Genomic DNA, 19,757 nt, shown 5'->3' with positions numbered 1-19,757 from the left:
GACGCTTTCCGGCCGATCAACGTTTGGGCTGGTACACTTTGCGGTGTGGCGAGTCCGGCTGATGATGGAACCGCTCCGGAGGGCGTTGGGCTGCTCGAGCGCCTCGGAGATCAGATCGCAGCTCTCGCAGCACGCGTCGCGGAGATCGACTCCCGGATGACCAGCGTGGAGGCAGGCGCTCCCGGCCCCGGCCAGCCTGTCGAAGTCCAGCTCTCGCCTGAGACCATTGCGCAGGTCGTCGAGGCGATAGCGGCGTTGCAGGCGACCGGCAGCCAAGCTCTCGATGAAGCGTTCAAGCTGGCAACTGACGATCTCACCGAAGCGCTCTCGCATCTCGTCACCGCCGAGATCTCCCGGACACTGGCCGATGCAGGCTATGACGTAGCTGTCATCGAGGTGCCCGAACCGATGGACGCCGCGGAGACCGACGAGGACGAATTGCCCGAAGCGTTGCCTGAAACCGAGTCTGCCACCGAGTCGGTGCGTTCGGCTCCAGAGCCTGCGACCATGCCCGCCATCGTTGCGCCCTTGACTGCAAGCTCGGAGGGTCGCAGCAACGTCGCCTACGACTCCATTCGCGAAGCCAGCGGTGAGCACGACAGCAGCATCGACGCCGACAAGTCTTCTGCCGACAAGTCTGATGACGAAGCCGATCAGACCGTTCCCGACGGACCTCCGCTCACGCAGGAGGAGCTGGACGATCCCTTCTTGGACGCGCTGATCCGCAAGGCGCCCTTGACTACAAGGAGTCCTTGACTGCTGAGAGGGTCACGGCCGAGGAATCGGTATCCTCGTCGGCATCCTCGACAGTGCGGCCAAGCTCAATCTCAGGTTCTTCGGAGCCAGGCAGCCACTTGATCCGCCGGGCTAGCACGGCAGCCTCCATCAGTACCTCATGTCGGCGGATCGCGTCCAGATTCGGTGGACTCCAGCGGATCGCCAGACTGATGCGATCGGAGACTTGGAGACCGTGCTCTTTGCGGGTCTGCTGGATGCGGCGGATCAGATCCCGCGCTGCGCCTTCAGCCTCCAACTCCGGCGTGACCGTGGTGTCGAGCACCACCACGAGCTGTTGAGCGTCGAGCACCGAGGTGGTAGCGGGATCTGCAGGTTGGAGGGTCAAGTGATACTCGTCGTCGCGTAGTTGGTGGCCGACCACGCTGACGCTGCCATCCGGGGCGATGTGCCAGTCATCCTTTCGGGCGGCGGCGAACACTTCTTGGGCCGCCGAACCCAGTCGAGGACCCAATACCGAGCCGTCCAGTCGCAGCACATGGGTTGCGAGGTTGTCAAGCTCATCGCGGAGGACTACCTCGCGAACGTTGATCTCATCAGCCAGAATCAACGCGAAGGGCTCGAGCAGCTCGGCGCCTGCACCGGCCACGGTCGCGCTGCGCAACGGCAGCCGCACGCGCAGCCCGGCGTCCTCACGCATGCGCAGCGCCGCGGAGGCTGCCGCGCGAATCGCATCCATCCGTTCAACAAGCTCAGGGTCAGACGGAAGCAGCTCGGGGTCAGGCCAGTCACTCAAGTGCACACTGTCGCCGCCGGTGAGTCCTCCGTAGATCTCCTCGGTGATCATCGGCAGCAGCGGGGCTGACATGGCCGCGAAGATCCTCAGCACCGTGTACAGCGTGTCGAAGGCGTCAGGATCGCCCGTGGTCTGGCCTGCTGCGGACAGCATGCGGGTGAACTCGCCCCAAAAACGAGTCCGGCTGCGGCGGATGTACCAGTTGTTGAGCGCATCGATGAACGTGTGGAGTTCAGCGGCTGCACCGGGGAGGTCGTACTCGTCGAAGCTCGTAGTGACCGACTCCAGCGTCGCCCGTGTCTTGGCCAGCAGGTAGCGATCGAGCACATCGCCCGAATCCGTGCGGAACCGAGCCCGGTAGCCGTCCACGTTGGCGTACAGCGTGAAGAACGAATAGGCGTTCCAGATGGGGATCAGGATCTGCCTGGCTACTTCGTCGATCCCGGCATCGGAGATGCGCAAGTTTCTGCCGCGCACGATGTTGTTCGCCATCATGTACCAACGCAGGGCATCGGACCCTTGATGGGCGAAGATGTCGGTCGGCTCGGTGTAGTTGCGCAATCGCTTGGAGAGCTTGCTGCCGTCCGCGGCCAGCAGGACGCCGTGGCAGATCACGTTCTCGAAAGCCGGCTGAGAGAACAGCGCTCCTGCCAGGACATGCAACGTATAGAACCAGCCTCGGGTCTGATTGATGTACTCGACGATGAAGTCGGCCGGGAAGTTCTTGTCGAACCAGTCCTTGTTCTCGAAGGGGTAATGCACCTGCGCAAACGGCATGGAACCCGACTCGAACCAGCAGTCGAGCACCTCAGGAACCCGTCGCATCGTCGAGCAGCCAGTCGGGTCGTCGGGGTTGGGGCGCGTCAGCTCGTCGATGAACGGCCGATGCAGATCGTCCGGCCGTACGCCGAAATCGGCTTCGAGCTCGTCGAGGCTCCCATAGACGTCGACGCGCGGGTGCGCCGGATCATCGCTCATCCAGATCGGGATGGGGGAGCCCCAGAACCGGTTGCGGCTGATGGACCAGTCCCGGGCACCTGCGAGCCACTGACCGAAGCGGCCCTCTCGCACATGGCTGGGCACCCAGTTGATCTGCCGGTTCGTCTCCAGCAGACGATCGGTGATGGCGGTGACCTTGACGTACCACGAGCTGATGGCCTTGTAGATGATCGGCGTGTCCGTCCGCCAGCAGTGCGGGTAGTTGTGCTCGTAGCTGTCGTGGCGCAGAACTCGATCGCGGCCCTTCAGGTCAGCGATGATCTGCTGGTTTGCGTCGAACACGTTCAGCCCCGCCCACGGCGTCACCGGCTCGGTGAAGCAGCCACGGTCGTCGACCGGGACGGCGTCGCCGATCTCGATGCCGTTGGCTTCGCAGATGATCTGGTCGTCCTCGCCGAAGCCGGGTGCCAGGTGCACGATGCCGGTGCCTTCGGAGGTGCCCACGAAGTCGCCCGAGAGAACCTTGAATGCCTCAGTGCGGTGGCCGAAGAAGTCGAACATCGGCGAGTAATGACGGCCGGCGAGTTCACCTCCGCTGATGGATCCCACAACGGTGAACGGCTCGAGATCGGACGCATACTGATCGAGGCAGTCGGCTGCGAGGACGAAGCGTGTGCCTTCATGGGCTGCTGACGCGACGATTGCATAAGTGATGTCGTCTCCGACGGCAACCGCCAGGTTGGAGGGCAGTGTCCACGGCGTCGTCGTCCAGGCCAGCAGCCGCAATGGCCCAAGCCCGTCATCGGCGTCGTCCAGCTCGAACCAGACCGTGATGGCCGGGTCTTGGCGGGGTCTCGTCGCGTCGTCGAGCCGGATCTCGAAGTTCGACAGGGGAGTCTCGGCACCCCAAGAGTACGGCATGACCCTGAACGCCTGATAGACGAGACCTTGGTCCCAGAGCTGCTTGAACGCCCACATGACCGATTCCATGTAGGGCAAGTCCATCGTCTTGTAGTCGTTGTCGAAGTCCACCCAACGGGCCTGGCGGGTCACCGTCTCGCGCCATTCGGCGGTGTATCGCATCACTGCGTCGCGGCACGCAGTGTTGAAGTGCTCGATGCCGTACTCGGTAATCGCCGCCCGCCCGCTGACGCCGAGCTCTCGCTCTGTCTCCATCTCGGCAGGCAGTCCGTGACAATCCCAGCCGAAGCGCCGGTTGACCCGGTGGCCTCGCATCGTCTGGTACCGGGGGACGACATCCTTCACATACCCGGTCAGCAGATGGCCGTGGTGCGGCAGGCCATTGGCGAACGGCGGACCGTCGTAGAAGACGAACTCGTCATCAGCAGATCTGCCTGCGACTGAAGCCTCGAAGGTGTTTTCGTCGTGCCAGCGCGCCAGGACCTGCTCCTCGATCCGGGGGAAGTCCGCCTGTGCCTGGACGCGCGGGTAGACGCTGTTGCTCGCCTCTCCCATCACCCGCTCCTCCTGCAGGCTCCGCTCATGTCACCCCGGCGGTCGGGGTCGGCCTGCGAACCGGTGAGGGTACCCCTCGACACAGGCTTCTTTGCTGCATCAGGCATCGACGGGCAGCTACTCTGCCGACCGGTCATCCCCGCATCATCAGAAAGCGGAGACGTAAAATACAGCTTCGCTGAACCGGGGGCTGAGTCGGGAGAGGTGCGATGGCAACAGCAAAGAAGGCTTCCGCACCCAAAGCGGCTGCGAAGAAGGCCACATCGCGCAAAACCGGCGCAAAGAAGTCCGGCGCTAGCGCCAAGAAATCGGGCACAGCCCGCAAGGCCCCGGCGAAGAAGGCCGCACCTCGCAAGCGAGCCGCCAAATCGCGCTTCGGCGAGGCATTTCTCGAGAAGCAGCGACAGGCACTGCTCGCCGAGCGTCGGCGCTACACCGAGCATGCTGAGCGTTATGAGGCCGAGGCCGAGCAACTCGTCAGCGAGCGTGAAACAGGCGATGTGCAGTTCGACGAGGAATCCGGAGAGGGAGACTCCATCGCCGTCGAACGGGATCGGGCATTGCAGATCTCAGCGCGGGAGCGTGAGGAGATCGCCGAGATCGATGCTGCGCTCGCCAGAATCGACAATGGCACGTACGGAGTCTGCGTCGTCTCGGGCAAGCCCATCCCGAAGGAACGCCTTGAAGCCATCCCGCATGCGTCCATGCGAGTGGAGGTGAAGAGCAGCGGACCGGTATGGCGCCGCCCCTAGCTTGTTCATGGTTGAGTGCTGAGCAGTCTGCTGGAGCACGGGAGCGCTTGACGCGCGACCGCTGGATCGCCGCTGTCTGCGTGACGGTTCTTGCAGCAGATCAAGCCACGAAAGCTTGGGCTGTCGCAGCCCTCGATGATCGGGTCATCGAATTGGTGTGGACGCTGAGACTGCGGCTCGTGCACAACACGGGGATCGCGTTCTCGGCGGGCCGAGGCTTGGGTCCTGTGCTGGCGCTGGCAGTCATCGTGATCGTGGGCGTCCTGTGGTCGTGGCGGCGGCGGCTCGGGGGCACATGGGGTGCGTTCGGTCTCGGGGGAATCATCGGCGGCGCGCTCGGCAACCTCGCGGACCGGATCTTTCGCGGCGCAGGCTGGGGACGGGGTGCCGTCGTGGACTTCATCGACCTGCAGTGGTGGCCGATATTCAATGTCGCCGATGCTTCCATCACGGTCGGGCTCATCATCGTGCTTGTGCACCTGTTCCTGAGCGAGCGGCGAGGGGATTCCATCGCGCGGGGGACGTCTGAGTGATCGAGCCGCCCTGTCCTTTCAAGAACTCGCGCTTCGATATCCCGGAGTCTCTCGGCGGTGAACGGCTCGACCGGGCGCTGTCGCTGTTGACGGGGAAGCCCCGGTCCGCAACTGCCCGCATGGTGTCACACGGGAGTGTGATGGTCGACGGCGAACCGGTTCGCAACGGCTCACAGCGTCTGCATCCGGGCGCCTTGATCGAGCTCGTCGGAATCCATAGGGTCGAAGGGCCAGTGCGTCTGACGCCTGAGGAGGTCTCGTTCGACGTCCTGCACGCCGATCGCGACGTCGTGGTGGTGAACAAGCCGTCTGGTGTCGTGACCCATCGAGGGTCGGGTCATCGGCAGGGCACGCTGGCGGATGCACTCGGGGCGCAGTATCCCGAGATGGCTCATGTCGGTGAACCCGACAGGCCCGGCATCGTGCACCGGCTCGACCGAGGAACGAGCGGCGTCCTCGTATGCGCCCGCAGCACCTTGGCTTACGAAAGTCTCGTGAGCCAGCTCTCGGAGCGTCTTGTTCGCCGGGTCTATGCGGCCCTCACCCGTGGCGTTGCACCGTCACCGACCGGCACGGTCGATGCGCCGATCGGACGCGACCCAGGCAACCGAACGATGATGGCCATCCGCGCCGACGGCCGGCCAGCGCGGACCCACTATCGCGTCATCGAGACGTTTGCCCATCCCATCGACGCGTCGCTGCTGCGCTGCTGGCTGGAGACCGGACGGACCCACCAGATCCGGGTACACCTCGCCAGCATCAGCCTGCCGTTGCTCGGGGACCTCACCTACGGCGTCGCGGACCCGTTCAGCATCGGACGACCGCTCCTGCACGCGTACGAACTGAGGTTCCGACATCCATCGGACGGCAGCGAGATGATCTTCGAAGCACCGATCCCGAGCGATTTCGCCGAGGCCCTGCGCGGATTCGGTTCCGACCAGCAGGCGATTCGCGCCCTCTTCTGAGTCCTGAGCTCGCCGTTCTTGTTCGCTTCGCGCACGGGTCGGCTCGGCCATGGCCTCGCCCTGCGCTTCCCGCGCCAGCCCGCTCCGTTAGCGGACCTCTCGGGTCCGGGGGCTGACTCTGGCTCACTCTGCAGAGGGCGGTTCGGTTGGCATCCCGGGCCAAGGCGCTCGTCCGCGAGCCACTTCGGCAACAGCCGCAAGGCTGTAGGAGTCGAGTTCGGTGCGCATCCGGCGACCTACCGAGTCCCAAATCGCCAGCAGGACGCATTGTCCCTCGTGGTCGCAGGCCCCGTCCTGGTGCGGCTGGCCGAAATCGCCGAGCGCGATGGGCCCGTCCACCGCCCGGACGATCATCCCGATGGTGATCTCAGCGGGATCTCGTGCCATGACGTAGCCGCCTCCGACGCCCCGCTTGGACCGCACTAGTCCCGCGCCCTTGAGTGCCAGCAGGATCTGCTCCAAGTACGGCTGAGGCAGGCCCGTGCGCTCCGCTATGTCGCGTACTGATGTCGGCCTGCCGTTGTCGTTGAGCACCAAGGACAGCAGCGCACGGCTTGCATAGTCTCCCCGCGTCGAGACTGCCACGCTGGCAGCGTAGCCCCGCCCCGCTCATTGCCCGTAGGGTCCGCCCCATGAAGGGCGAACCGCTCGCGTTGGAGCACACGCTGCCCAGCTACGGCGGACGATGTCTTACTGAAGTGATGCCAGGAATCCTCGTCGGCGTACCCTCAGAACTGATCGATGATGCCGTAGCGAATGCACCGACAGTGGTCCTGTTCGTCGTCGACGGGCTCGGCTGGCATCAGCTGCGGCGCCATCGCACGCTTGCTCCGACGCTGGCTGCGGCCAGCGATGCCAGCGCACCGGTTACCACGGTCGCGCCAAGCACGACCGCGACTGCGCTGACATCGCTCACGACCGGGGCGACGCCCGGAGAACACGGATTGGTTGGCTACCGCGTGCCGACCGAGATGGGACTGCTGAACACGTTGCGCTGGCGAGCGGGTGGCCAGGACGCACGGGTCGCGGTGCCCGCAGCCGAGATGCAGCCCGTCATGCCCTTCTGCGGCCGACCGGCTGCGGTGGTGACGCGTGCGGAGTTCCGCCACAGCGGCTTCACCGCTGCGCACCTGCGAGGCGGAGCGATCTGGGGGTGGAGCGATGCCAACGGTCTCGTCGAATCGGTGCGTGACGCCGTTGGGAAGCGCTATCCGCTTGTCCTCGCCTACTACGACAACCTCGACAAGATCGCCCACGCATTCGGCATCGGCGCCGAGTATCGATCTGTGCTGGCCGAGGTGGAGCAGCTCTCGTGTGCCCTGCGTGACGTGCTGCCCCGCGGCGTGCCGCTTGTCGTGACTGCCGACCACGGTGTCGTAGAAGTGCTCGATCCGCCGATCATCGTTGATCCCGACATCGTGGCGCTCACCAGCGGCTGGTCGGGCGAGGCCCGGATGCTGTGGCTGCATGCACGTCTTGGCGCCGCCGCTGACCTGCTGGATGCCTGCGAGCGCTACCAATCGGCTGCAGAGATCGCTCCGCTCTCTCGAGTGCTGGAGGAGCGATGGCTGGGTCGCCACGTCACTGAGCCTGCTCGGGGCCGCCTGGGCGATGTGGTGTTGGTGCCTCGGGCGTTGCAGGCGTTCACGATGCCTGACGAGGATGTGCCGCGCCACCCGCTGATCGGTCGGCATGGGGGACTCACAGCAGAGGAGATGCTGGTGCCTTTCCTTGTGCTGTAGCCCGCTGTGCGTCCCGAGTTCGGGGGCTTCAGGGTCCTCGCCGAACGGGACGGTGCTTCTGCCGGATAGCCTTGAGATGATGGTCAGCGATCCAACCCAACAGCCAGAACAGGGTGAGTTGCTGGATGGCGGACCTCACGCGGAAGACGGCATCGACGGCGAGCCGTTCGTGCCGGAACCGGCGAAGCTGATGCGCATCGGCGGGATGGTCCGCAAGCTGCTCGAAGAAGTTCGCCATGCCGAGCTCGACGAGGCAGGACGTGACCGGATGCGTGACGTGTACCACCAGTCGGTCGAGGAGCTGGCGACGGCAGTGTCCGAGCCGCTTGCGGAGGAGCTGAACCGGCTGGCGTTCTCCTTCGACGAGGACATCCCCTCGGGTCCCGAGCTGCGGATAGCTCAGGCCCAGCTCGTGGGATGGCTCGAAGGGCTGTTCCACGGCATCCAGGCGGCTGTGTCGGCGCAACAGATGATGGCAGAGCGGCAGCTGCGCAGCATGCGGGGCAATGTCCTCGAAGCTGGTGTGCAGCCAACTCCGTCGCGGGCGCAGGATCGAAGCGGGGTCTATCTGTGAGCAGAGCACGACCCGACCGATGGCGGGACGCCGCATGTCGGATGTTGTCGTTACCCCGGGCGTGAGAGCGCATCGAAGGAGCACTGACCGAACTGCTTGGCCGAGCCGTCGGGGGATCGGCCAGCTAGCACTGCAGAAAGCGAAGATCACATGGCCCTCGAGGTTGAAACCAAGGACTGCACGACACTGAGCGACGCCGAGATCTCCGAGATGGCCGAGTTGGTCACCGGCGAGAAGGTGCACTTCGATGTCGGGCATCTCTCGAAGCAACGTGACGCCTGGGTGCTGATCACACACGTACGCGATGGGGCCAAGCTGGCCGCATACGGGTTCTGCACACTTGAGCGCGTCGGCGGCGACCCGACCGTGCTGATGGGTGCAGGTGCGACACGCCGGTCGGCGCGTCGTGACAGCGCTTTGCGGGCCATGGTGAACGATCAGCTCCGCCGAGCGGTGCTGGCGTTCCCGGATGAGGATGTGCTGGTGGCCTGCCAGATGGCTGACGCTGCTGCGTTCGTGGCGTTCAAGCCGCTGGACCGCGTGGTGCCGCGGCCTGGGTATGAGCCCAACGGGGAGGATCGTGCTTGGGGCCGTCGGCTAGCGAAGCGATTCGACGTGCAGGGCGAGTACAAGGCGCGGGAGTTCAAGGTGTACGGCGACGGGGGACCCTCGTTCGTGCTGAATCACACCGCTGCACGGCCCGAGAAGACCTCCTCGGAGCTCAGCGCCCTGTTTGCCGGGTACGAAGTGGACAACGGCGATGCGATGATTGCGTTCGGCTGGGCCAGTCGGGAAGACCTCGCCAAGCTGCTGTAGGTCCCGCAGCACGTTGAGGCTCGCACCGGGCCTGCGTCCCAATCGGTGGATGCATCTCTGTGACAGGGGCTTTCGGCAATCTCGCCCGCCAGAGACGGATGACCCGGCATTTCTTGGGCGATCCTGTCGATGACGCGGTGCTGGAGCGCATTCTCGGCACGGCCCGCCGAGTTCCGTCCGCTGGCAACTCGCAGGGTTTCGACTTCGTGGTGCTGTGTGGGTCCGATGACACGGATCGCTACTGGGACATCGCATTGCCCGCTGACCGCCGGACCAGCTTTCGCTGGACTTCGCTGCTGGCCTGTCCGGTCCTCGTCACCATCTGGGCGGATCCTCAGGCATATGTCGAGCGCTACGCGGAACCGGACAAGGAAGGCTCCGGACTGGGTTCCGGCACAGATGCCTGGTCCACGCCGTACTGGACCGTGGATGCGTCCTTCGCGGCGCTGGCGCTGCAGTACGCCGCCATCGACGAGGGCCTCGGCGTCCTGTTCTTCGGCATGTTCGCCCACGCTCCCGCTGTGGCCGCAACGCTCGGAGTCCCGCCGTCTCACGAACCCATCGGGGTCGTCGCTGTGGGCTGGCCCGATCACGACGCTGAGGCAGCCGACAAGCCCGCCGCGAGCCGTGACCGTCCCCGCCGCCCGCTGCTTCGCGACATGGCCGTCGGCGATGGGCTGGAGACTTCGGCGGCGTCAAACCGACCGTTGGTGCACTGGGGGCGATGGCTAGGCCGCTGAGCGCAGGCCGTCCCAAGCGGCGGTTCCCGCTGAGCCACTGGTAAGTTGCTGCTGGGCGATCGCCTCCTCCGGAGTGCCCCGTACCGAACCTGACCCGGGAGGATGTCCGCCGTGGGGGAGCAGGCTGTGCCAGAAGAGAACGGGCCAGATCAGGTGGGACCGAAGCAGATTTCCATGGTTGAGTACCTGAAGCTTGGGGACGATCCCCACTTGGTTGCCAACGTCTGCGATGCCTGCGGTGCCAGCTACTTCGACCGGCGCAATGCCTGCGCTGCATGCGGGGCGCGGGAGTTCACGGTGTCACGGCTGTCCAACACAGGCGCAGTGCGGTCATTCACCATCGTGCACCGTGCAGCCAAGGGAGTGCCGGCACCGTATGCATCTGCTGTTGTCGACCTCGACGGCGGCGGGCGTGTCAAGAGCAACATCATCAATGTCGAGCCCAATCCTGACAACGTGACCTTGGGGATGCGTGTCCGCCTCGCCACCTATGTGACAGCGACAGACGACGATGGGGTCGAGGCTGTCGCTTTCGGCTACAAGCCCGCCGCAGCGTGAGTGGGCATCATTCGCATCCTTCACAGCACCTGACCTGACCGTCGACCGTCATCAAGAACCCAGCAGCACCGAAAGAGAGCACCCATGAGCAACGAAGATCCCGTTTGGATTCTCGGCACATCAATGACCCCCTTCGGTCGCTACGCCGACAAGGACCTCATCGATCTGGCCGCAGAAGCGTCGCTGGGCGCACTCGATGACGGCGGCGTGACGATGGCCGAGATGGACATCCTGGCGGCAGGGTGCCTGTACGAAGCCAATGGCGGTGTCGGCCAGCGCCTGCAGAAGCAGCTCGGCCAGACTGGCATTCCCGTCTACAACGTTGCCAACGCGTGCGCCACCGGTGCCACCGCAGTCCGCACGGTGATGATGTCGATCAAGGCCGGCGAGTCACAGATGGGGCTCGCTGTGGGAGTCGAGCAGATGGGCAAGATGGGCATGCTCGGTGCCGACCGGGCAGCCCGCTCCGATAAGAACGTGTTCGAACGCAAGGGTCGCTTCGGCTCGGTGGTGAGCGTCGAAGGGCGCTTGGGCACCAACATGATGCCGGGTGTGTTTGCACAGGCAGGCATGGAATATGCCTACGAGAACGACAGCGTCGGCTTCGAGCAGTTCGCCAAGGTTGCGCAGAAGAACCACGAGCACTCCACGCTGAATCCGCTGGCGCAGTACCGCAAGGCATTCACCCTCGACGAGGTCATGAATTCCGAGGTGATTGCGTACCCGAACACGCTGCTGATGTGCTGCCCCACTGGCGACGGTTCGGCGGCAGTGGTGCTGGTCTCGGACGAGAAGCTGAAGACCCTGCCGCGCGAGCAGCAGCGGCGGGCCGTGAAGGTCTCGGCCTCGGTGCTGACGTCAGATCCTTGGACTGAGGGCTGCCAGGTGCAGCCTGATGTCAACACGCTCACCCGCAACGCCGCCGATGCGGCCTACGAGGCGTCTGGCGTCGATCCGGCCGACCTCGATCTCGTAGAGCTGCACGACTGTTTCGCCACCGCTGAGCTGCGGCACTACGACAACCTGCGGCTGTGCGAGCCCGGCGGCGCCGGCGAATGGATCGACCGAGGCGGACCGTGGCGCGACGGCGAGATCCCCGTCAACGTCTCCGGAGGTCTGCTGTCGAAAGGGCACCCGATCGGCGCGACCGGCGTCGCGAACCTTTTTGAAGTAGCGACTCACGTCCGCAGTGAGGCCGGCGATCGCCAAGTCCCCGACGCCAAAGTCGGGCTGGCGCATGTCATCGGCCTCGGCTCGAGCTGCGGCGTGCACATCCTTGAGCGCTCGGGCCTCTAGCTGAGTCATCCCCGCCGGCGCTGCCACACCCCGAACCATGACACGCATGTAATGCCCACAGAGGTTGTCGACGCGACTGGCGGGTGTGCCTGCGATGGCGGTGTGGTGCCGGTGGAGATTGCAGGCGTGCACCCAGGCTTGGAGGCGTCGGCGGTCGGGTTCTGAGCGGGACTTGTAGCTGTAGAGGAACTCCTCGGCGAGGGTGCGGTTGAACCGCTCGACCTTGCCGTTGGTCTGTGGCCGGTAGGGGCGAGTGAGCCGATGCTTGGCGCGGTTCTCGGCGAGCGCCTCGGCGAGCTTCGCCGACGTGAAGTTCTTGCCGTTGTCGGTCATGACGGCGTCGATGCCGACGTTCAACTTCTTGAACCAGTCCCGCGCGTTGGGCCAGAACGCAGCCGCGGTGACAGCGCGTTCGTTGTCGTGGGCCTCCACACAGGCGACCCGGCTGTGGTCGTCCGCCGCGACATGCAGATAGGTGCAACCGCGTCGGCGGCGCTTTGAGCGCTTGGCCTTGGGCGACCCGCGGCCGTGGACGCGCCGGCCGGCGTCGGTTGCTGATGGCGGTGTCGCCCTGTCCCGGCGACCGTTAGTCGGTGCGGGGCTGCAGGAGTGGATCGGCGAAGGTGATGACTTGGTCCAGGAGGTCAGCGAATTGCTCTGGGGTGGTGTGGAGGGCTTGGCGATTGCGCCAGGCCGACCATCTGCTTTGTGCGAGGTCGGCGTAGCCGTCGAGGACGTTGGACAGCGGGCGGATGCTCACTTGTCGATGGTCTGCGACCATCCGTAGGGCTGCGCTGAGGTGGGTCATGTCGAGCTGGGTCTTGGCGAGTGCGGCGATGTCGACGAAGTCACGCCAGCGCGTTGATGCTGTCCCGCGTTGGATCGCGGTGACGATCTTCTCAGCCAGGATCAGCTCGGCGGAGTAGGCGCGGACAGGGATTGGCTCGGCGTGGAGGAGTTGAGGTAGCTCGACGAGGTCTGGTTCGGGCCAGAGCGGGTCACCGATGTTGATGTCGACGTGGAAGCGGAGCTTCGCCCGGGCGAGCTGTCCGGTGACTGTTGCGCGGATTCCTGGATAGGACGCGTCGTCGCGGATCTCCTCCACCTTGGCGATGGCCAGCTGGTCGAGGCCGTCATCGAGATTCGCGGTCACGATGTCCGCGACGATGCTTGCGATGGCGGTGAGGTCGCCGTCGACGTCGGTTCCGGCTAGGTCGATGTCGCGGGTTGGTCGTCTGTCGGTGTAGGCGGCGAGCAGGACACCTCCTTTGAGGACGAACGTTGCGGCGTGGTCGGTTTCGACGAGGCGGCGCAGGAAGCCTTCGAGCGCGTAGAGCTGGAAGAGTTCGTCGACTGGTCGGCCTGTGGCGCTGGCGGCGGCTTGGAGGTCGAGATAGGCGGCGCCGCGGTTGTGTCCCGGCTCGGTCGGGGGCTCATTGAAGGGTTTCGATTGCGGCGCGAAGTGCTGGCATGGCGTGCGGGAACGGTCTGGCTAGTTCCAGGAGCTCGGAGGGATGGTTGCCGCGTTGGTTGAGCCAGCGGCGTAGGGCTGTGTGTGCGAGGTCGATGCCGAGTCGATGACGGAGGCGGTAGGTGTCGATGACCGAGCGCGCCGGGCTGTAGATGGCAATGGTGATCGCGTCGGCAATGTGAAGATCGTCGCGTCCGATGTCGAAGGTGTCGCGGTCGAACCGATGCCAGGTCACGGGAGCCCGTGTCTTCGGCTGCCAGTGGTGACGCGGCAAGGCGGCGTCGATTGTCTGGGGGATCTCGTCGGTGAGGTCGTGGTGAGCGAGGGCGGTTGTGAGGCAGAGGGTGGTGTGAGGGCTGCGCAGAGCCAGCTCGAGAAGATCTGGGTCGGCACCGTGTCCGGCGCGGGCGTAGATGCCCCGTGCAATTCGTTCCAAGTCGCCTTGGGCGGTCAGCCTTGCGAGGTCGCGGTTCGAGACCCCGAGGTCACGGGCCTGGGCGTGTGTAAACGCGATCGGAATCGTTGCGGGGGATATGTATGAAATCATAGCCAGAAGATAGCTATGTGGCTATGAATTGATTCATGATGCAGACTTCGGCCGATCGGGGCTGTTCTGGCTATCGCGGCCGAGCTTTCGCCCGATCGGACGCGTCCGACGAGACGGCTTCTTCTCCCTTGTTCGGTTGATGGTCGTACTCCGAGCCTTCGCGTTTTTGTGGGATGGGGCTGCTGGGCCTGGTGGGGTCAGGTTAGGTGACGAGGATGCCGCGGGCTTCGAAGTTGGCGTGGTTGGTGAAGCCGTGGGCTTTGCGTCGCAGGACTCGGGTGGAGGTTGTTGGTGCCTTCGGTGCGGCCGTTGCTGGGCCGCCTGGTGTGGTGCCAGTCGAGGATCTGGTGGTGCCATGCGAGGAAGGTGTCAACGGTGCTGCTGAGCTCGGGTGTCTGGCCGGTGCTGTGGATGTCGGCGAACCGGTCGAGGGCTTCGAGGGCGCCTTTGGGGTCCCGCGCGAGATAGAGCTGGTGCAGCTCGCCGAGCGCGTCCCAGGCTGCTTTGAGCCGGGGGTGGGTCTCGAAGAGGGCGTCGAGGCGTTCGCGTTCTGTGCGGTCGAGGGTGTCGGGTCTGCGCATGAGCAGGAATCTGGCCCGGAACACTGCGGGGTCGAACGCGGGCTTTGAGTCCTGCGGGCGGCGCTGCGCGTCGCGGCGCACCGCGGTGAGGCCGGCCGCGAACCATCTGATCACATGGAAGCGGCCCCGGCACGCGGCGGGCGTGGCCGAGCCGCTTGGCGACCGCCGCTGCGCAGGACTTGGAGCCCTCGGAGACGACGACCTTGACGCCTTTGCGCCACTTGTGGCCCTGAGCAGCCAGAAAGCCGCTGAGGGCCGCCGCCTGCACCCGTCGCACACCATCCGCCGCCGATCCCACACCATCACCGTCAGCCGGCCCGAGACCTCCAAGTCACGGACCCTCGGAATCTCGATCTTGTGGAGCTAAGGGGAATTGAACCCCTGACCTCTTCCATGCCATGGAAGCGCTCTACCAACTGAGCTATAGCCCCGAAGCCTCACGATGATACCAGCGCGCACCCTCGATTCGAGAGGTGACCGGGCGCGCATCGGCGCCATTGCGGGCGTAACGTCGGGTCCATGAGCATCGGGGTGGAGCCGGCCGATATCGGCAAGCAGATGGAGCAATTCGGCACTGCGGCGTACGTGCTGACGGTGCGCGACGACGCCACGCCACACATCGCCCACTTGGACATACGGCTCGACGGGGACATGCTGCGGTGCGGTGCCAGCCGTTCGGCGGCGGCGAATGTGGCGCAGCGGCCGACGATCTCGCTGCTGTGGCCTCCATTCGAGCCGGGTGGCTACTCGATGATCGTGGACGCTGAGGCCCGCACCGTCGACGGCGCCGACGGTCTCGAGCTGGAGCTGCGGCCGACGTCGGGCGTCCTGCACCGGCCCGCAACACCGGCCACCCCGGCCGCCAACCCCAACTGCAGCTCGGACTGCGCCCCGCTCGGCTCGCCGGACGCCTGATCGACGCTTGCTTCGTCGGATGGCGCCGGCGTTCGGCGGCCGCCGAAAACAGCTTGACTCGCCAGCCCCATATCTCCCATATTCATGGGTATGGGTACTCTGGGTGAGGTGAAGACCACGGTTGACGTGCACGACGAGCTGCTGAAACGCGCCAAGCGACACGCCAAGGAAACCGGCCAGACGCTGCGAGCTGTCATCGAGGAAGGCCTGCGTCTGGTGTTGGAGAAACCCCCGCCGGCCGGCTACAAGCTTCCGGACCTGCGAGTGGGCGACCCGGACGGCCCCAATCCCTTCGAGAAGTACACGTTCGCCGAGATGCTCGAGATGAGCCAGCGTGAATGGCCCGGTTCGTAATGATCGCCCTCGACACGAACATCCTTGTGTATGCCCAGCGTTACGAGATGCCGCAGAATCAAGTCGCGTTCGACCTCATGAACGAGCTCTCGGAGGGTTCCGAGCCATGGGCCATCCCATGGCCCTGCTGCTACGAATTCCTCGGAGTGGCGACGAATCGACGCGCCTGGGGCGACACTGCGAGCACGATGCAGCAGGCGTGGCGGCAGCTCGAAGCGTGGGTGGCGTCGCCGTCATGCAGGCAGATCGGCGAGTCGGCCGGCTTCATGGACACGCTGTCGCAGGTCGTCAACCGTCCGGGCCTTCTCGGCTCCAAGGTCCACGACGCCAGGATCGCTGCGATCTGCCTCGCCAACGGAGTCGACGTATTGCTCACCAGCGATCGTGACTTCGCGATGTTTCCCCAGCTCGTGACGAGAAACCCGTTCGTTCGCTGAGCTGGTTCGAGCCGGCTGGCGCTAGCTTTTCAGGTCGTCGCTGTGCCTGATGCTTCGACGACGCGTTGAGCTAGCTGGCGCTAGCTTTTCAGGTCGTTGAAGATCGTCTGCCAGCGCTGGCGGTCGCCCTTGTAGGGAACGTAGAAGCTGATGCGGTCCACGACATCGTCGAAGCGGCGCTTCAACTCAGCGGCTACGCCCTCGGGCTCGGCGACGACGGCGAACGCATCGAGGATGTCATCGTCGACCAAGCGGGCCATCTCCACCCAGCGGCCTTCCTTGGACATGGCGTTCAGCTCGGTCTGCATTTCGCCCCAGCCATGGCAGTCCAGCACGGGCCGGTACGCCGGCGTGGAGCCGTAGAACGCCACCTGCTGCTTGGTGGCCTGGCGGGCCTTTTCCATGTCCTCTTCGGTGTTGCCGGTGACGATGAACGATGGCCCAGAGATGGTGATCTCATCCATCGAGCGGCCGGCCCGGGCAGCACCTCGCTCGAGCGCAGGAATCGTCTCCTCGCGCAGGTACTTCTCGGTCGTGAAGCCGTGGCACAGGAACACATCGCAGGTCTCGCCCGCCACCTCGGTCATCAGCGGCCCCACACCGGCCAGCGCCAAGCGCGGCGGCCCGTAGGGGTTCGGCCCAGGGTCGAAGAACGGCGTCATCAGCGTGTGCTGGTAGAAGTCGCCGCGGAAGTTCAGCTTCTCGCCGTTGTTCCAGCAGTCCCAGATGGCCTTGATCGCCATGATCATCTCACGCATGCGCGCGGCCGGCTTCGACCACTCCATCGAGAACCGCCGGGTGATGTGCGGACGGATCTGGCTGCCGAGGCCCAAGACGAACCGCCCCTCCGACAGCGTCTGGATGTCGTTGGAGCTGTACGCCAGCGACATCGGATTGCGGGCAAAGCCCACGACGATATTCGTGCCCAGATCCACCGACTCGGTCGCGTGCGCGACCAGCGGGAGCATGGTGAACGGGTCGTGGCTCGTCTCCGGCACCCACAGGCCGTCGTAGCCCAACTCTTCCTGTTCTCGACTCGACTCCATGAGGTTGTCGAATCCGCTGCTGACTCCGAGACCGCCGTCTACTTTCATGGCGGGCACGATAGTGGTCAGCGGCTGCGGTGTTCGGGGAACGCTGCGGCGGCAGCGCTCTGTCGCATCATCGTCACGTCATAGGTCGGTCAGCGTCGCCTCGGCCCGTGCCGCAAGCGCCACGACGCCGGCAGGGAACTCGTGCACCTCCGGGGGGATCTCGGGAATGGCACCGCCCACGTAGCGGGCATGTACCCCTTCGAGAATGCACGCCAAGCGCCAGTCCGCGAATGCGAAGAACCAACCCATCGCGCTGACATCGCGGCCGGTCAGCTCCCCGTAGGCGTTCACGAGTTCCTCCCGGGTCCAGAAGCCCTCGGCCAAGGTGGCGTCGTGGCCGAGAGGGCTGAAGCCGTCGCCAGGCTCCACCCAGTAGCCCAGCGAGAACCCGAAGTCGGCCAGCGGGTCGCCGAGCGTGGAGATCTCCCAGTCCAGCACCGCAGCCAGTTCGCCATTGGTCCCCGACAGGCAGTTGTCCAAGCGGTAATCGCCGTGCACCAGCGTGGCTTCGGTCTGAGGCGGGATGGATGCCACGAGCTCGTCGTGGACCCGCTCGATGATCGGCAGGTCCCGCGAGGTCATCGCGTTGAATTGGCGGCGCCACACATGTATCTGTCGGGCGGCGTAGTCGTTCGGGCGGCCGAGGGTGTCGAGGCCAGCGGCCTCGAGGTCGGTGCTGTGGATGGCGGCCTGCACTTCGACCAGTTGGCGGCTCAGCACACCGCGGGCCTCGGGCGTCAGCAGCTCGGCATCGGCCACCGACCGCAGCACCGTGCCGTCCACGAACTCGGTGACATAGAAATCGGCGCCGTTGACGTCTGCATCCGTGCAGAGGCCCACCACCGGCGGGGTCGGGACCGGCGTGGGCTCCAGTGCCGCCAGAATGCGGTGCTCGCGGACCATGTCGTGCGCGCTGGCCAGCAGGTGGGCAAGCGGCGGACGGCGCAGCACCCACCGACGTCCTTCAGCATCGATGACCCGGTACGTCAAGTTCGAGTGGCCGCCGGTGATCAGCTCGAACGACAACGGCGAGCTGAGCTCGACACGCTCGGCCAGCCACGCGGTGACCGGCGCGGCATCAATGCCGGCAACCGGACCGCCGGCATCGGACACAGCAGCACCCACAGTCGTTCCCTCTCTTCTGAAACACCCGCCGCGCTCCATCATGGCCGCGGCAGCGCCGTGACGCTCCTACGCTTCGCCGGTGCTGTACGTGGCGATCTACACGACACAGTTCCTCGTCACGGCATCGATGGGCGTCATCTTCGCCTACCTAGCGGACCTGCAAGATCGTTACGGCCTCGGGTTCTGGGAGCTGGGGCTTGTCGCATCTGCCGGTTTCGTCGCCGGCCTTGCGGCCCAACTGCTGCTCTCGCCGCTGGTCGACCGCGGCCGTCACCGCCTCGTGGCGTGGGTCTCGGTCACCGCAGCAGTGCTGGGGGCTTACGGCTTTGTGTTCGCGGAGGCGACTTGGTCGCTGGTGTTGAGTCGGGCTTTGGCAGGCCTCGCCTTCGGACTGTTCGGTCTGGTGGCTCGCAAAGCGCTGATCGGCCGCGACATCAGCGGCAGCGGTGCCAAGGTGGGCGGCCTGCTGTCGTGCGCGGTCGCAGGATTCATCAGCGGTCCTGCCATCGGGGCGGCGCTCAGCGGCGTCTCGTTCGAAGCCCCGTTCCTGTTCACCGGCACCCTGATGGCACTGCTCGGACCGATCGCAGCAGTGCTGATCTCGAAGTCGCCGATTGCCGTAGCAGCGGTGGACTACTCGCACCTGGCGAGCCTGCTCCGCCGCCCCCGGGTGCAGGCGGCCATTTGCGTGCACGTTGGGGTGTTCGGCCTGATCGGCATCTTCGACGCGACCGTCGACCGCTACCTCACCGACATCGGGCTGTCCTCGAACGAGCTGGCCGTCGGGCTGCTCATCATCGGGATCCCGCTCATGGCGCTGCCGCCGTACACCGGTGCTCTGGCTGAGCGGCTCGGCGGGGGTCGCGTCGCCGTGCCCGCGCTGGCACTGTTCGTGCCTGCGGTGCTGTTCTACGGCTGGATCGGCGGGCTGTGGACCTTCATCTTGGTCGGTTTGGCCGAGGCGGTCACGGAGTCATACGGCGAGATGGGCGCCCAGGTGCTCGTGCTCGAGGCCACCGGTGCCGAGCAGGCGGCGATGGGGACCGGCGTGCTGGAAGCCGTCGGCCTGACGGTGGCCGCCGGCGCTGCATTCGGCGGGCCGCCGTTGTATGGCTACCTCGGGCCCCGCTGGCTCTTCGGCGGTTGGGCGGCAGTCTGCCTAGTGCTCTGCATCACAGCGATGTTCAGATTGAAAACGGTGAAAATTACATCAAAGATTGCCAAAGTCAGTCACTAAGTTCGCTTGAATGCGGGCACCGGGTCCAAGACCCTCAGATGACGGCTTCTCAACAGACGGGCGCTCCACTGACT

At 65.4% G+C, this 19,757-nt stretch carries 22 protein-coding genes, 1 tRNA gene and 1 pseudogene; 15 read left to right on the top strand and 9 right to left on the bottom strand.

Features of this window, described 5'->3' with window-relative positions; genetic code table 11:
* Positions 1 to 45: 45 nt before the first annotated feature.
* Positions 46 to 756 (top strand): hypothetical protein, encoded by a 711-nt coding sequence (locus tag ACOGXQ_RS02410; RefSeq protein WP_419945868.1) that lies wholly within the window; start codon positions 46 to 48, stop codon positions 754 to 756.
* Here ACOGXQ_RS02410 and ileS read toward each other — a convergent pair.
* The gene (gene ileS / locus ACOGXQ_RS02405; RefSeq protein WP_419945867.1) at positions 740 to 3,946 is read right to left on the bottom strand and encodes an isoleucine--tRNA ligase; all 3,207 of its coding nucleotides are present in this window, start codon (positions 3,944 to 3,946) and stop codon (positions 740 to 742) included. The genes ACOGXQ_RS02410 and ileS overlap by 17 nt on opposite strands.
* Before the next feature lie 209 nt (positions 3,947 to 4,155).
* Between ileS and ACOGXQ_RS02400 the strand changes: the two genes are divergently transcribed.
* The 3 genes from ACOGXQ_RS02400 to ACOGXQ_RS02390 are packed head-to-tail and all read left to right on the top strand — an operon-like array spanning position 4,156 to position 6,196.
* Entirely contained in the window at positions 4,156 to 4,698 is a 543-nt protein-coding gene (locus tag ACOGXQ_RS02400) for a TraR/DksA family transcriptional regulator (protein ID WP_419945866.1), read from the top strand.
* An 11-nt stretch (positions 4,699 to 4,709) separates the two neighbouring features.
* Complete coding sequence (gene lspA, locus ACOGXQ_RS02395) at positions 4,710 to 5,231, top strand: signal peptidase II (RefSeq protein WP_419945865.1); 522 nt, start codon at positions 4,710 to 4,712, stop codon at positions 5,229 to 5,231.
* Positions 5,228 to 6,196 (top strand): RluA family pseudouridine synthase, encoded by a 969-nt coding sequence (locus tag ACOGXQ_RS02390; protein ID WP_419945864.1) that lies wholly within the window; start codon positions 5,228 to 5,230, stop codon positions 6,194 to 6,196. Before lspA ends, ACOGXQ_RS02390 begins: the two co-directional genes overlap by 4 nt.
* Before the next feature lie 123 nt (positions 6,197 to 6,319).
* On the opposite strand, the gene ACOGXQ_RS02385 is transcribed toward ACOGXQ_RS02390, so the two are convergent.
* Positions 6,320 to 6,781, bottom strand: coding sequence for an RrF2 family transcriptional regulator (locus tag ACOGXQ_RS02385; RefSeq protein WP_419945863.1), 462 nt, complete (start codon positions 6,779 to 6,781; stop codon positions 6,320 to 6,322).
* 47 nt (positions 6,782 to 6,828) lie between these two features.
* Between ACOGXQ_RS02385 and ACOGXQ_RS02380 the strand changes: the two genes are divergently transcribed.
* From ACOGXQ_RS02380 to ACOGXQ_RS02355, 6 genes are all read left to right on the top strand, one after another.
* Entirely contained in the window at positions 6,829 to 7,938 is a 1,110-nt protein-coding gene (locus ACOGXQ_RS02380; protein ID WP_419945862.1) for an alkaline phosphatase family protein, read from the top strand.
* A 79-nt stretch (positions 7,939 to 8,017) separates the two neighbouring features.
* A complete protein-coding gene (locus ACOGXQ_RS02375; RefSeq protein WP_419945861.1) occupies positions 8,018 to 8,512 on the top strand; it encodes a proteasome activator in 495 nt (164 codons plus the stop codon).
* Between the two features lie 150 nt (positions 8,513 to 8,662).
* Positions 8,663 to 9,328 (top strand): hypothetical protein, encoded by a 666-nt coding sequence (locus tag ACOGXQ_RS02370; protein ID WP_419945860.1) that lies wholly within the window; start codon positions 8,663 to 8,665, stop codon positions 9,326 to 9,328.
* Positions 9,329 to 9,387: 59 nt separating this feature from the next.
* The gene (locus tag ACOGXQ_RS02365; RefSeq protein WP_419945859.1) at positions 9,388 to 10,068 is read left to right on the top strand and encodes a nitroreductase family protein; all 681 of its coding nucleotides are present in this window, start codon (positions 9,388 to 9,390) and stop codon (positions 10,066 to 10,068) included.
* A 174-nt stretch (positions 10,069 to 10,242) separates the two neighbouring features.
* Positions 10,243 to 10,626: a Zn-ribbon domain-containing OB-fold protein gene (locus tag ACOGXQ_RS02360; protein ID WP_419945858.1), complete on the top strand. Its 384-nt coding sequence runs from the start codon at positions 10,243 to 10,245 to the stop codon at positions 10,624 to 10,626.
* 84 nt (positions 10,627 to 10,710) lie between these two features.
* Positions 10,711 to 11,922 carry a thiolase family protein gene (locus ACOGXQ_RS02355; RefSeq protein WP_419945857.1) on the top strand — a complete coding sequence of 404 codons (1,212 nt, stop codon included), beginning with the start codon at positions 10,711 to 10,713 and terminating at the stop codon, positions 11,920 to 11,922.
* A 99-nt stretch (positions 11,923 to 12,021) separates the two neighbouring features.
* Here ACOGXQ_RS02355 and ACOGXQ_RS02350 read toward each other — a convergent pair.
* The 4 genes and pseudogenes from ACOGXQ_RS02350 to ACOGXQ_RS02335 form a co-directional block, all read right to left on the bottom strand.
* A pseudogene (locus ACOGXQ_RS02350) lies at positions 12,022 to 12,354 on the bottom strand (integrase core domain-containing protein); the annotation flags it as partial.
* A 154-nt stretch (positions 12,355 to 12,508) separates the two neighbouring features.
* Positions 12,509 to 13,180, bottom strand: coding sequence for a nucleotidyl transferase AbiEii/AbiGii toxin family protein (locus ACOGXQ_RS02345; RefSeq protein ID WP_419947324.1), 672 nt, complete (start codon positions 13,178 to 13,180; stop codon positions 12,509 to 12,511).
* A 175-nt stretch (positions 13,181 to 13,355) separates the two neighbouring features.
* Positions 13,356 to 13,940, bottom strand: a complete 585-nt coding sequence (locus ACOGXQ_RS02340; RefSeq protein WP_419945856.1) for a type IV toxin-antitoxin system AbiEi family antitoxin domain-containing protein — start codon at positions 13,938 to 13,940, stop codon at positions 13,356 to 13,358.
* 197 nt (positions 13,941 to 14,137) lie between these two features.
* Positions 14,138 to 14,635 carry a transposase gene (locus ACOGXQ_RS02335; RefSeq protein ID WP_419945855.1) on the bottom strand — a complete coding sequence of 166 codons (498 nt, stop codon included), beginning with the start codon at positions 14,633 to 14,635 and terminating at the stop codon, positions 14,138 to 14,140.
* 28 nt (positions 14,636 to 14,663) lie between these two features.
* On the opposite strand from ACOGXQ_RS02335, the gene ACOGXQ_RS02330 reads away from it, so the two are divergent.
* On the top strand, positions 14,664 to 14,888 hold the full coding sequence (locus tag ACOGXQ_RS02330) for a hypothetical protein (RefSeq protein WP_419945854.1): 225 nt from the start codon (positions 14,664 to 14,666) through the stop codon (positions 14,886 to 14,888).
* On the opposite strand, the gene ACOGXQ_RS02325 is transcribed toward ACOGXQ_RS02330, so the two are convergent.
* A tRNA-Ala gene (locus tag ACOGXQ_RS02325) sits at positions 14,880 to 14,952 on the bottom strand. The two genes, ACOGXQ_RS02330 and ACOGXQ_RS02325, sit on opposite strands and share 9 nt — an antisense overlap.
* Positions 14,953 to 15,040: 88 nt before the next feature.
* On the opposite strand from ACOGXQ_RS02325, the gene ACOGXQ_RS02320 reads away from it, so the two are divergent.
* The 3 genes from ACOGXQ_RS02320 to ACOGXQ_RS02310 all read left to right on the top strand — a co-directional run bounded on the left by ACOGXQ_RS02320 (position 15,041) and on the right by ACOGXQ_RS02310 (position 16,227).
* Positions 15,041 to 15,436: a hypothetical protein gene (locus tag ACOGXQ_RS02320; protein ID WP_419945853.1), complete on the top strand. Its 396-nt coding sequence runs from the start codon at positions 15,041 to 15,043 to the stop codon at positions 15,434 to 15,436.
* A gap of 108 nt (positions 15,437 to 15,544) precedes the next feature.
* Positions 15,545 to 15,790 (top strand): hypothetical protein, encoded by a 246-nt coding sequence (locus ACOGXQ_RS02315; RefSeq protein ID WP_419945852.1) that lies wholly within the window; start codon positions 15,545 to 15,547, stop codon positions 15,788 to 15,790.
* Positions 15,775 to 16,227, top strand: a complete 453-nt coding sequence (locus ACOGXQ_RS02310) for a type II toxin-antitoxin system VapC family toxin (RefSeq protein WP_419945851.1) — start codon at positions 15,775 to 15,777, stop codon at positions 16,225 to 16,227. The genes ACOGXQ_RS02315 and ACOGXQ_RS02310 overlap by 16 nt, the downstream gene beginning before the upstream one ends.
* Positions 16,228 to 16,307: 80 nt before the next feature.
* Here ACOGXQ_RS02310 and ACOGXQ_RS02305 read toward each other — a convergent pair whose 3' ends face one another.
* Positions 16,308 to 17,321 (bottom strand): LLM class F420-dependent oxidoreductase, encoded by a 1,014-nt coding sequence (locus ACOGXQ_RS02305; RefSeq protein ID WP_419945850.1) that lies wholly within the window; start codon positions 17,319 to 17,321, stop codon positions 16,308 to 16,310.
* Positions 17,322 to 17,399: 78 nt separating this feature from the next.
* Complete coding sequence (locus tag ACOGXQ_RS02300) at positions 17,400 to 18,446, bottom strand: phosphotransferase family protein (RefSeq protein WP_419945849.1); 1,047 nt, start codon at positions 18,444 to 18,446, stop codon at positions 17,400 to 17,402.
* Between the two features lie 79 nt (positions 18,447 to 18,525).
* On the opposite strand from ACOGXQ_RS02300, the gene ACOGXQ_RS02295 reads away from it, so the two are divergent.
* Complete coding sequence (locus ACOGXQ_RS02295; protein WP_419945848.1) at positions 18,526 to 19,683, top strand: MFS transporter; 1,158 nt, start codon at positions 18,526 to 18,528, stop codon at positions 19,681 to 19,683.
* Positions 19,684 to 19,757 lie beyond the last annotated feature (74 nt).

Origin of the sequence: Candidatus Poriferisodalis sp. (genome assembly GCF_965208485.1) — a bacterium.
In the GTDB taxonomy this organism is placed as follows: domain Bacteria; phylum Actinomycetota; class Acidimicrobiia; order Acidimicrobiales; family Poriferisodalaceae; genus Poriferisodalis.
The sequence above is the reverse complement of the archived record's forward strand: the minus strand, read 5'-3'. Positions and strand labels throughout refer to the sequence as shown.

Bases quoted from the DNA above. Each gene is read 5' to 3' on its own strand.
- ileS (WP_419945867.1), bottom strand. From the start codon at position 3,946: ATGGGAGAGGCGAGCAACAGCGTCTACCCGCGCGTCCAGGCACAGGCG.
- ACOGXQ_RS02400 (WP_419945866.1), top strand. From the start codon at position 4,156: ATGGCAACAGCAAAGAAGGCTTCCGCACCCAAAGCGGCTGCGAAGAAG.
- ACOGXQ_RS02380 (WP_419945862.1), top strand. From the start codon at position 6,829: ATGAAGGGCGAACCGCTCGCGTTGGAGCACACGCTGCCCAGCTACGGC.
- ACOGXQ_RS02375 (WP_419945861.1), top strand. From the start codon at position 8,018: ATGGTCAGCGATCCAACCCAACAGCCAGAACAGGGTGAGTTGCTGGAT.
- ACOGXQ_RS02370 (WP_419945860.1), top strand. From the start codon at position 8,663: ATGGCCCTCGAGGTTGAAACCAAGGACTGCACGACACTGAGCGACGCC.
- ACOGXQ_RS02360 (WP_419945858.1), top strand. From the start codon at position 10,243: ATGGTTGAGTACCTGAAGCTTGGGGACGATCCCCACTTGGTTGCCAAC.
- ACOGXQ_RS02355 (WP_419945857.1), top strand. From the start codon at position 10,711: ATGAGCAACGAAGATCCCGTTTGGATTCTCGGCACATCAATGACCCCC.
- ACOGXQ_RS02340 (WP_419945856.1), bottom strand. From the start codon at position 13,940: ATGATTTCATACATATCCCCCGCAACGATTCCGATCGCGTTTACACAC.
- ACOGXQ_RS02320 (WP_419945853.1), top strand. From the start codon at position 15,041: ATGAGCATCGGGGTGGAGCCGGCCGATATCGGCAAGCAGATGGAGCAA.
- ACOGXQ_RS02310 (WP_419945851.1), top strand. From the start codon at position 15,775: ATGGCCCGGTTCGTAATGATCGCCCTCGACACGAACATCCTTGTGTAT.
- ACOGXQ_RS02305 (WP_419945850.1), bottom strand. From the start codon at position 17,321: ATGAAAGTAGACGGCGGTCTCGGAGTCAGCAGCGGATTCGACAACCTC.